The organism is Pontibacter rufus, assembly GCF_015694705.1.
GTDB classification, from domain to species: Bacteria; Bacteroidota; Bacteroidia; order Cytophagales; family Hymenobacteraceae; genus Pontibacter; species Pontibacter rufus.
Genome location: NZ_JADQDR010000001.1, coordinates 183171 through 195106 on the forward strand (window position 1 = coordinate 183171; position 11936 = coordinate 195106).

Below are 11936 nucleotides of genomic sequence, written 5' to 3' on the forward strand. Positions count from 1 at the left end.
ATGAAGAGAATATTAAGAACGCTTATACTAAGCACTCTGGCTCTTTCTGTGTTTTCGTGTGAACAGTTCCTGGACATTAATGAAAACCCGAATCAGGCTACAACATCTTCGCCCCAGCAGGTGCTGCCCAATGCCCTCACCAACACTGCTCAAACTGTAGTTGTTTATAATGATTACGGCTCCTGGCATGTAGGCTATATCGTAAACGCCGGCGGCTTCGGCGGCTGGGGTTCTACCCTGACCTATAACTATACCTCAGGGGACTATGCTAGCCTGTGGGATAACTCCTTTGATAACCTGAATGATTACAAGTATATAGAGACCAGCTCGCAGAGCGACCCTACGCTGGCCTTTTATAATGCAATCGCTAAGATTATGATAGCTTACAACTATCAGATGCTGGTTGATACCTACGGCGATGTGCCTTATACTACTGCCCTGCAGGGCAGTAGCATGATTACGCCTACTTATGACAAAGCAGAGGACATTTACAAGGATCTGATTGACAACAAACTGGATTCTGCGCTTGTTATCATCAACACCGCCCTGACTGCTGAGCCACGTGTAGCAAATGCTATTACAGCAGGAGACGTGATGTTTGACGGCAAAATGAGCCAGTGGGTACAATTTGCAAATACCCTGAAACTCAGAATGCTGCTTCGCATATCAGGTGTTCCTTCCTTAAGCGCTTATGCGAGCGAGAAATTTGCCAATTTTGATGTCAGCGGCGGTTTTTTAACAGAGGATGCTCTGGTAAACCCCGGCTATACCGAAAGTGCAGGAAAGCAGAACCCCTACTGGGATCGTTACAAAACAACGGCTGCCGGAACCGCAAGCGGAGCAGGCCGGTCACGTATACCAAGCAACTATACTTATAGCTTTTACGATGGTGGCAAAGTGCTGGACGAAGCCAGAGGCGATGTGACGTACCGTAATTTTCCTCAGACGCCAACCAACGATTTAGGAGACGAAAGCGCTGATGTGCCTACGGCGCCATCAGGAAACAATGCATGGTTTGTAGGCGGCGGAATCGGTTTGTTTAAAGGTCCGGGCATGGGGCAGCCAATAATACTGGCATCCGAAAGTGATTTTCTGCAGGCCGAGGCATACTTAAAAGGCTACCTGGTAGGCGATGCGCAGACAGCTTACCACAATGGGATAGAGAATTCGTTCAGATACCTTTACAAGAACGTTACCAACAGCGTAGAGCCCGGGTATGATCCGGTAAATGATGCGATTGCTTATACCGACACTGTGAATGTGGAAAATCCGCTGGTTAATTTCGAATTAGCAGCATCACAGGAGCAAAAGCTGGAGGCGATTATTACACAGAAGTATATCGCGCTGAACTTTATTCATGGTTTTGAGGCCTGGAACGAATACCGCAGAACAGGTTATCCGAGCGTATCAGCCGGTTCAACTTTTGCTTCCATCAGATCATCTTCGCCACTACCCGATAAGCTGCCTTTACGAATATTGTATCCGGCTTCGGAGCAGCAGGTAAACCCGGCCAACGTACCGCAGGGCATCGATGTATTCGGCACAAGGTTATTCTACGATGTTGACTAGTTCACGATTTAAATTTCTTAAGATGAAAAAGATAAAAAATATACTGATGTTAGCCCTGGCTGTATCCGGGCTATCGTCGTGCCTTGACGAAGATCCTATCTTCAACCCTGATGATTCTCCTAATATTATAGAGATCAAGAGTGCGGGCGGCGCAATACAATCACCGGTAGATGCTGTTTATCCGCTATATGTTAATTCTTTCGACATTGTGCCGGAAGCGGAGTTCCCATTGATTATCAGCTACTCCGGTGCAGGTACAGCTCCCCAGGACATTACTGTAAACCTGGAAGTAGATCCGGAAGCTATGGCGGAGTATAATGCCTGGTTTAATGAAGATGAGGACCCGCTGGATGAAGAAGAAGATCATGATGCTTATAAATTGTTGTCCGAGTCCATTTACGAGTTCCCGACAACAACCGTAACTATACCTGCCGGCAAGCGCGAAGCTGTAATTATGGTAAAAGTTAAGCCAGATATGCTGGATTTCGATAACAGCTATGCCATACCTGTTTCGATAACGGAGTCGAGTGCCGGCATAATCAGCGGTAACAACAGCACAGCAATTATTGCAATTGGCGCCAAGAATGAATACGACGGTACTTACACCAATACCTATACTTCCACTTTAGGTAACGGCACCAATACCGTAGATCTCGTTACCACAGGCCAGTATTCGGTTAAGATGCTGCCCGGCCTGATTGGGGTTTACAGCAATGCGTTCTCTATAACAGTAGACCCGGCAACTAACCTGGCAACTGTAAGTATGACATCGCTTCTGCCGATAGCAACAGATCCGTCCAGCCACTGGGATCCGGCTACCAAAACCTTCTACCTCAAGTGGACTTCCAATGCAGGCGCAAGGCAATTTGAGCAGACGCTTAAGATGAAGTAATAATCAGAATTATCAGTACAAATAAAAAGGAGCTGCTTCTAATGAAGCAGCTCCTTTTTATTTTGTTTATCATACAATGTAAATGTGATTGCTATTATACTTTATACCTATATAATGATAATATATCACAATTGAATAGCAGGTCGTTTAAGAAGACGGCTGTTGCTCGATAACCATATAACACAAGATATTCTGGCTACCGATTGGGCCGGAGCCTTAAATTATTGTCTTCCAGCATAGTATTTTACGCAAAGTTGGGGTGCACCCGGCAAAATTATTTTGGGCATGCAATATTCTGAGTATATTTGGAGAAAAAATAACACTAATTATAACCAACAATCAACCAAAACGAGTATTTAGTATGAAAAGAAGTCTACTAATCTGTTTTGCCTTGATGTTTGCCTTGTTACAACAAGCGCTGGCACAAAGCAAAACAGTGTCGGGTATAGTAACCGACCAGGCCACCGGGCAGGGATTGCCGGGTGTTTCCGTTATCGTGAAAGGTACCACTGTGGGAGCGGCAACCAGTGCAGATGGATCCTATGCCGTGAATGTACCGGCTAACGCCAATACTTTGGTATTCAGGTACATTGGATATGAGACAAAAGAAGTTCCTGTTGGCGGACAGAGTGTAATCAATGTTACGCTGGCGATTGATAACGAGCAGTTAAGCGAAGTTGTAATTACCGGTTACGGTTCTACGGTTGAAAAGGAACTGACAGGTTCTGTAGCCTCCGTTGGCGCAGAAGAACTGGAAGACAGACCGGTGGCTTCAGTTGACCAGTTGTTGCAAGGCCAGGTAGCTGGTTTGCAGTCAGTTGGTGCTTCAGGCCAGCCTGGTGCCAGCCAGGAGATCCGTATCAGAGGTATTGGTTCTATCAACGCCGGCTCTAATCCGCTTTATGTAGTAGATGGTGTTATCATTAACACAGGCGATGTTTCGAGATTAACAACTACATCAAACCAGCTGGCAGGTATAAACCCGAACGATATCGAAAGTATATCAGTTCTGAAAGATGCTGCTTCTACTTCTATTTATGGTTCAAGAGGTGCTAATGGTGTAATCCTGATTACAACGAAGAAGGGTAGAGCGGGTAAAACCAAATTCAACTTCTCTACCGAGCAAGGCTACACTGAGGTTGCCAAAGTGCCGGATGCCGGTGAGTTTTTAACTGCTGAGCAGTGGCTGGAACTTACAGGAGAAGGCCTTGCAAATGCGGGCGCAGATCAGGCAACGGTGGATGAGTACTTAGGCCTTTTCGGCCAGGGTAACGGCATCGATACAGACTGGAGAGATCTGGTAACCAGAAGAGGTACACAGCAGACGTATAACCTTTCAGCGTCTGGCGGTAACGAAAAAACAAGGTTCTATGCTTCGGCCGGCCTGTTTGATCAGGAAGCGCCCGTTATCGGATCAGAATTGCGCAGAATTTCCGGTTCCCTGAACCTGAACCATACTGTAAATGATAAAATCGACTTCTTCACGACTTTAACAGCCTCTAACATAGGGCAGAATACGCCTTCTAACGGTGGCGCCTTTGCTAACCCGGTGGGTGCTATCGGCTTCCTGTTGCCAACACAAAGTCCTTACAATGCGGATGGCTCCTATAACATCAGCCAGGAGGGCATTCTGGATTTTGGCGGTAACTATAACCCCTTATACCTGGTAGAAAACGATAAAAGAGACTTGTCAAATACTAAAATACTGGGCTCTGCTGGCGCTGGCTGGAACATTATAAAAGGCCTGCGTTTCTCTACCCAGGTAGGTGTTGACTATATCAACCTGGAAGAAAGAATGTACTGGAACCCTTTCCATGGTGATGGTACAAACTACGGTGGTTATGGTTTCGACTACTATACCCGTATTTTTAACTGGACTGCTACAAACCTGTTGAACTATCGTTTTACAGTGCCGGGCGTAGAAAAACTTACTGCCGATGTAACTGTTGGTTATGAAGCGCAGGAATCCAACGAGTACAGAATTACCAGCAGTGCTACGAACTTTCCGCCAACAACAGCTTTGACAGGAACTGTAGTAGCGGCAAGCCCTTCAGAGGCAAGCGCATCAGGTAACGACTATTCTTTCTCGTCTGTTCTGTCAAGAGCTAATATCACCTATGCTGATAAGTATGTGTTGAGTGGCAGCTTCCGTCGTGATGGTTCTTCCCGATTCGGCTCAGAAAACAGGTATGGTAACTTCTGGTCAATCGGTGCCTCATGGAACGTTGACGAAGAAGCATTTATGCAGGCTGTAGAGGCTGTGTCTACCCTGAAGCTGCGCACTTCTTACGGTGTAAATGGTAACGGTGATATTGCGAACTATGCCTGGAGACCATTGTACGGCTATGGTATTAACTACAACCAGCAGCCTGGTGGCGCTTTTACTGAAATCGGTAACACAGCCTTAACCTGGGAGCAAAACAAGCCCTTTAACGTTGGTATTGACTTAGGCTTCTTATCAGATCGGATAACACTGACAGCTGATTACTATGTAAGAACTACAAGTGATCTCCTGTTTGAGCGGCCAATCTCCAGAACAACAGGTTTTATTGAAATACTGGAAAATGTGGGCGAGATGAAAAACAGAGGACTTGAACTCGCAATTACCGGCTATCCGATAGATGGCGCATTTAAGTGGAGAACAAGCTTCAATTTCGCGACCAATGAGAATGAGATTACAGAATTGCCGGAAGGAGAGGATATTATTGATGGCTCTTTCATCTTAAGAGAAGGCCTGGACTATAGAACTTTCTATGTGCGTCAGTGGGCTGGTGTAGATGAGCAGACAGGCGACCCTCTGTGGTGGAAAGATGCTGATAAAACAGAAACAACATCAGTATATAGCCAGGCTGCACGTGTTCCATACGAGAGCGCATCCCCTAAATTCTTTGGAGGCTTTAACAACACCTTCTCTTACAAGGGCTTTACTTTAGATGCCCTAATCGTGTATAACTTTGGCAACTATGTAAGAGATTCATGGGAATATTATATGATGGATGGTGGTTATCCGTTATCTAATAAATATGCTAAAGAGCTGGACAGATGGCAGCAACCAGGCGACGTCACTGATGTGCCCCGTTATGAGTATCAGCTGGTAAACAACTCCAGTAGCTTCTCAACCAGGTTCCTGTACAAAGGAGATTTTATACGCCTCAGAAACCTTCAGTTAGGCTATGACCTGCCAAGCTCTCTGTTAGACAGGATAAAACTGACCGGCGTTAATGTTTATGTTCGTGGCACAAACCTGTTGACAAAAGTGTATGACGAAGATCTTCCCATAGATCCGGAAGCAGGTGTTAATGGCCTCCAGAATGCGAACATTCCTATTAACAAAGCAGTCACTTTTGGATTGAACGTCAGCTTTTAATCTTTAAATGTTAATTAAATTCTTTATGAACAAGAAACTAATATATATGTCTTTGCTCTCGGCAACTATGTTGTTGGGCTCATGCAAAGATGAATTTCTGGAAAAGGAGCCTTATGCTTCTGTTCCGATTGGCAGTGCCATCACTACTGAGGCAGAATTGCAGGCCGCGATGAATGGCGTTTATGCATCAATGCGCACTTATGAAACCTGGGGCAGAAATATTCCGCTGCTCGGAGACTTACTGGCTGATAATACTTACATATCAGCTGATAATGCCGGCCGTTATCTGAACCAGAATGCTTTCTCCCTTACGGCTTCAAGTACCGAACCTACGGAGATGTGGACCAACCTGTATGAAACCATCCTCAGGGCAAACACCGTGATCAACGCAGAACTCCCTGATGCTGATGCGGAAGTTGTTAACCAGGTGAAAGGTGAGGCTTATGCCGTAAGAGGGCTTGCTTATCATGAGTTGGTGAAGTTCTTTGCCAAGCCGTATACTGCAGATCCAACTGCTCCCGGTGTGCCTATTGTAACTGAATTTGACCAGGATGCAGAACCAGCCCGTAGCACTGTGGCAGAAGTCTACAATCAGATTATGTCTGATTATACAAAGGCATATGAGATGATGGGTGCCGATGCGCAGGATGCCTCTTACATGAGCAAATATGCAGCAAGAGCCTTGCAGGCGCGTGCTTACCTGTTTATGGGAGATTACGAGAAGGCCAAAGAAGCGGCGTTGGATGTAATAAATAATGGCGGTTACAAGCTTGTTGCGGCAGCAGATTATGTGGATTACTGGCATAACCCGGTACCAGTTAGCAATAAAGTAGAAACCATATTCGAAATTTCGCTGGATGCTATCGACAACAACTTCTCTAATGCGCTTGCTAATATGTATGATCAGGAGGGTTATGGTGATATTGTAGCCACTCCGGAGTTGGTGAACCTGTATGGCGAGGGCGATGTTCGCCGCGACGTGATTATAGAAGGTGAAAAAGCCAATGAGCACGTATACATTGTTAACAAGTATACCAACAGAGCGAACCCTGCCGATAAGGATGATATCAAGGTTGTCCGTTATTCTGAAGTGCTGTTAACGCTTGCTGAAGCATACGCCAGAACAGGCCAGGATGCGGAAGCGTTAGCTGTACTGAACGAACTGATGGCAGCCAGAGGTGTTGATGCTTATACTTCATCAGGTGATCAGCTTATACAGGATATTATCACAGAAAGACGCAAAGAGCTTGCTTTTGAAGGCCATCGCTACTGGACGTTGATGCGTTTGGGATTACCGATAGAGCGTACTGTGCATCATCCTGCGTCAGCCAGGTTGATACCGGCCGGTGACCCAAGACTCATCCAGCCAATTCCGCAAGCCGAGATAGATGCAAATCCGAATGTTACACAAAATGAGGGTTATGGAGGGTAAGTAAATTTAACTTCATCCTAATAAAAAAGACTCCCAGATCGTGCAAACGGCCTGGGAGCTTTTTATTAGGTGGAGCCGTATATTCGGTAGGGAGGCATGATATTGCAACGGGCAAAGCGCATCAGTCCAGAACCCGTTTCAGAGCCGTATAAACAATTGGCCGGAGCTACCCATCGGGAGCAAAGACCAGTATAACTGCATGGAACCGGAGCACGTGGATTATATAAGAATGCTGTGATAAGATAGTTGTTATAACATTAGGTAAAAGTATCAAATTATTTATGGATAAATATAACTTTCATTATTTGGCAGGTACACTATTGCTGTCTTCTTTATAACATTTGCTGTTGAAGTAGTGCAACTTTAGAGAGCTTCTGTCTCGGATATATGCGTGTTGCTTCAGGCAATACACTTCATCCAAAGCTCCGGAACATGCTGGTGTAGTTTAGGTATGCAGATTGTATGAGATACAATGGCTATATGACTATAGTTGCTTAATTAAATAATAGATACATTTTTCTTTTAATATATCTCGGGCCTGCAGGCCTGGGATATATTTTTAGCTTCCTTTTTAAAATGTGGATATACTATATTATGCATGAGGTAGATGCATAAGGTATAATGATAGGGAAGGTTTTATTGTAGTAAATTCTGGAATTGCTGGTATTTGTAATATTCTAATTATATTTGGGCAAACAACAATTAACAACTAACCAAAACAAGTATTTAGTATGAAAAGAAGTCTACTAATTTGTTTTGCCTTGATGTTTGCCTTGTTACAACAGGCACTGGCACAAAGCAAAACAGTGTCGGGTACAGTAACCGACCAGGCCACCGGGCAGGGATTGCCGGGTGTTTCCGTTATAGTGAAGGGTACGACTGTGGGAACAGCCACCGGTGCTAACGGGTCTTATACTGTGAATGTGCCGGAGAGTGCGAAAAATGCTAAACAGGTTCTATGTTAAACTTAAATTAATTGACACTTATGAAAAAGATTTACCAATTAATGATCTGTTTGCTCTTAATGTATGGAGCGACGAGTTGTAAGGAAGAGGAGGTGCTTGCGCCGGATCAAGGGAAAAATCCATTGAAGGCCTCATCCGTTTATAATGTATCGTATCCTCTTGACTGGGAGAACGTGAAGTACATGCCTGTGGCTCCTGGCCAGAAAGAGCCAGAAGCACCATGGGAAACTGGTGCTAGCACTGGCATTGATTTCGACATGCTCTACGACTACAAGAGAGCGGATGGTTGGGAACTGCTTTACAATATATTTAATAACCAGCGCACCGAAACGAATGGGTACTTTATCCTCTACAACAAATACAGGGGGATTATACGGCTCTACTACTTTACGGGACAGTATCCGAAAGAAAGCAAGCATATGGTACATAATCTCAGTCTGGCTGGCTCTGGTACAACTAGTTCACCTTTGCTTGACTTTGCAGACCAGGAGGTAGTAGACTTCAACATGCGGTCTCGTATAGCGTCTACTGTTGAAAAGGACTTATACAGGGCTAACACTTGGTACGCCTTTGAGTATGAACTTGCCTATGATTCAAAGATCCCTGCATACAACAAATCGTCCTATAGCATTATATGGGATATGAAAGCCTTGAACATTCAGGATTTCAAAGCTAATGGATCTGGCACAATCACCGGAAACATGCCAACTTTCTCTGCGCCGGGTATTAACTTAACTCTCTCTCCAAATTACACTAACAAGTCAAATACCGGCATACAAATTACCAGCACAAATCAAGTAAACGACACGCCAACAGGATCATCATCTTGGCTGACAACTGCTATCAAGGCTGGGTTGAGCAAAGCCATTACCAGTGGAGTGTCTGGAATTGCGACAAATATTCTAAGTGGGATATTCACGAAGAAGAAAGATAACTCAGGCAACTCAATGGCACTTAAGCTCAAGTCTACCACATCGCTGACGGGTACTATTGAATCTAACTTTGGTCTGCCACGTCTCACTTTGCCTGTGCCAGGTTATGGAGATCCTGATTATGCGTATGGATATAACAAGGTTCCAGGCATATTCTATATTTCATCGCGGCCTACTGTGCAACAGAAGGTTATTCATTATGCAAAACAGACTGAGTTTGGCGGTGGTTATGACCTTGATGGTAGTTACTATACAAACACTTACAATAGTCCAAGTAACTTTCAGTTAGTTTTCAATCCGGAGGTACTTAAAATCGCATCCATTCAAAACATCAAATACGAAATGGTATTATTGAATGATGGTGAAATAACCTCCGGAAGGATAGAAACGATAGGAGACAAGCAGTATGCTGTTGGTGCGGTTGCAGGATATAAAACGAGTGCGGAACCTTCAACAGAAGGGTTTGTAGGCTTGAGAGTGTCCTTTAAAGTGGTGCCTAATGATGGAACTCCTGCAGTGTTGATTGTGAAGACATTCAAATGTAACATCGTTACAACTAACCAGTTTATAACTTACTAATAGTTTTGCCTACGTTTAGAAGTCATCTTGAACAAAACAGCCGCTCTAACTTAGGGCGGCTGTTTTGTGCGTTTGGCAGCTTACTTTTAGCTACTACAGAATCAATCACCCATATATAACGAGATACTATTTAGAAAGAGAGCCATGGCCTTGCTGGCTTATATGATACTTGGCGCTGGCACACTGCTGGCGCAGGACAAGAAGGTGGTGCTCAGCGTGGAGAAGATCATGCGCGACCCTGTCTGTATTGGCACTTCTCTTATGGCAACAAAGTCCTTATCGATGGCTTGCGATTTACAGAGAACATGGCCAGCGCTTATAATAAGAGTACGGACCTATTAGATTATTGGACTCCTGAAAACCGCGATGCGTTTGCGCCGGCATTAAGTAGCCCCACTGCGCCTAACTTTCCTCAGCTTTCTACCCTGCAGTTGCAGAATGGTTCCTACCTGAGATTGAAGACTGTGTCGTTAGGGTATAACATTCCAAGTACCGTACTCAGCAAAACAAATGTTTTCACCTCTGCACGCGTGTATGTGCTGGCACAGAACTTGTTAACCTTCAAGGACAAAGATTTCAGAGGACCGGATCCGGAAGTTTCTGCAGATGCAGGAAACAATCAGGTTGTTGGAGAGTCATTCTTTGCTTTGCCTCAGCCGAAAACAATTACTGCTGGTGTTAACCTTACTTTCTAAAGCACTAAAATTAAAAAGAATGAATAAGAAATATATTATTGCAGCCTTGGGCTTGTCTTTATCGGTGGGGCTATTCTCCTGCGAGAAACAGCTCGACGAGTTAAAGCCGGAGCAGGACCTGACCGGAGAAGCTGCTTTCGCAACAGAAGCTACCACCATGAGTACCCTGTATGGTGTTTACAGTACCTTGCAGAACTACGAGATTTATGGCGGCTTAACGCAGGTTATAGGCGATTTTCAGGCAGATAATGTGGAATTTGTAGGCTCCTTTCCTACACTCCAGGAAATTGCTAATTACAATGTAGTAGGCTCTAACAGTAGTATACAAACCTTATGGCAGGTGTATTACCGGGCCATTTTAAGAGCCAACAAAGTTATAGCTAAAACGCCTGCAGTTACAGATCCGGGCTTTACAGAAGAAGAAAAAGTGCAGGTTGTTGCAGAAGCAAAATTCCTGAGAGCGCTGTTATACCTCAATTTGTCTAATTTGTTTTCACAGCCTTATCAGGTATCTGATGGCACAAACCTTTCTGTACCCCTGGTTCTGGAGTCTTTTGAAGGGGAGATAGATTTCCCGGAAAGAGCTACACTGAATGAGGTGCATGCGCAGATAGAGCAGGATCTGATGGAAGCAATTCCGAACCTTAATACGGCTGCTGAGTTTGGAGATCCGTCGGAAATGCGTGGCAGGGCTACTGTAGGAGCCGCTCAGGCTTTACTGGCAAGATTATACCTGTACAGAGAGAACTGGGCACAGGCCGAAGAATACGCCAGAAAGGTTTTAGAGGCGCCGTCGTATGAGCTGGCCGGTGATTATGGTTTTTACAACGCCAATTCATCGGAAGATGTGTTTACAATCCAGAACTCTGCTATAGATAATGGCCGCACAGGAAGCGGGGGCCTCGCATCCTACTACCGTCCGGCATCAGATGGCGGAAGAGGAGATGCTCCTTTTTCTGACGATCTGATAGCTGCCTATCAGGAGGAACCCGGCGACCTGCGCTTTACTTCGCTAAGCTCCGAAGGAGTTGCTGCTGATGCGGAAACCCACCTGTTCACTTTAAAATATCCTGATGCAGCCAATAACTCAGATAATTCGCCTGTTATACGGGTAACAGAAGTTGTATTGACTTTAGCAGAAGCTATAGCTCAGCAGGAAGGTGTAACACAGGAAGCAATTGACCTGATGAACCAGTTGCGGGCAAGAGCAGGATTGCCTTTATGGACCACAGCTACGTTTAGCTCTAAAGAAGCGTTCATTGATGCTATTCTGAATGAGCGCAGAAAGGAACTTGCGTTTGAAGGCTTCCGCAGAATGGATTTGCTCCGCTATGAGAAACCATTAAGAACCAGTGGAGAAGGTGCTGATAAAGCTGTTTTTGGAGGTAATTATACTATATTGCCTATTCCGCAGCGTGAGTTGGATATTAACCCGTCTCTTGAGCCGAATCCGGGATATTAAGTTAATTGAATTCTAAAATTAAAAGGGAGGCTAATGCCTCCCT

At 44.9% G+C, this 11936-nt stretch carries 9 protein-coding genes; all 9 read left to right on the forward strand.

Annotated elements, in window-relative coordinates:
- The 9 genes from I2I11_RS00805 to I2I11_RS00845 all read left to right on the forward strand — a co-directional run bounded on the left by I2I11_RS00805 (position 1) and on the right by I2I11_RS00845 (position 11893).
- Entirely contained in the window at positions 1–1569 is a 1569-nt protein-coding gene (locus I2I11_RS00805; RefSeq protein WP_196265765.1) for a SusD/RagB family nutrient-binding outer membrane lipoprotein, read from the forward strand.
- Positions 1570–1591: 22 nt separating this feature from the next.
- On the forward strand, positions 1592–2461 hold the full coding sequence (locus I2I11_RS00810; RefSeq protein WP_196265766.1) for a DUF1735 domain-containing protein: 870 nt from the start codon (positions 1592–1594) through the stop codon (positions 2459–2461).
- A 361-nt stretch (positions 2462–2822) separates the two neighbouring features.
- Complete coding sequence (locus I2I11_RS00815; RefSeq protein ID WP_196265767.1) at positions 2823–5828, forward strand: SusC/RagA family TonB-linked outer membrane protein; 3006 nt, start codon at positions 2823–2825, stop codon at positions 5826–5828.
- Positions 5829–5874: 46 nt separating this feature from the next.
- Complete coding sequence (locus I2I11_RS00820) at positions 5875–7260, forward strand: RagB/SusD family nutrient uptake outer membrane protein (protein WP_196265768.1); 1386 nt, start codon at positions 5875–5877, stop codon at positions 7258–7260.
- A 731-nt stretch (positions 7261–7991) separates the two neighbouring features.
- Positions 7992–8225 carry a carboxypeptidase-like regulatory domain-containing protein gene (locus I2I11_RS00825; protein WP_196265769.1) on the forward strand — a complete coding sequence of 78 codons (234 nt, stop codon included), beginning with the start codon at positions 7992–7994 and terminating at the stop codon, positions 8223–8225.
- Positions 8226–8245: 20 nt separating this feature from the next.
- Positions 8246–9736 carry a hypothetical protein gene (locus I2I11_RS00830; RefSeq protein WP_196265770.1) on the forward strand — a complete coding sequence of 497 codons (1491 nt, stop codon included), beginning with the start codon at positions 8246–8248 and terminating at the stop codon, positions 9734–9736.
- Positions 9737–9880: 144 nt separating this feature from the next.
- Entirely contained in the window at positions 9881–10078 is a 198-nt protein-coding gene (locus I2I11_RS00835) for a hypothetical protein (protein ID WP_196265771.1), read from the forward strand.
- Positions 10042–10431, forward strand: a complete 390-nt coding sequence (locus I2I11_RS00840) for a hypothetical protein (protein ID WP_196265772.1) — start codon at positions 10042–10044, stop codon at positions 10429–10431. Before I2I11_RS00835 ends, I2I11_RS00840 begins: the two co-directional genes overlap by 37 nt.
- A gap of 19 nt (positions 10432–10450) precedes the next feature.
- Positions 10451–11893, forward strand: coding sequence for a RagB/SusD family nutrient uptake outer membrane protein (locus I2I11_RS00845; protein ID WP_196265773.1), 1443 nt, complete (start codon positions 10451–10453; stop codon positions 11891–11893).
- Positions 11894–11936 lie beyond the last annotated feature (43 nt).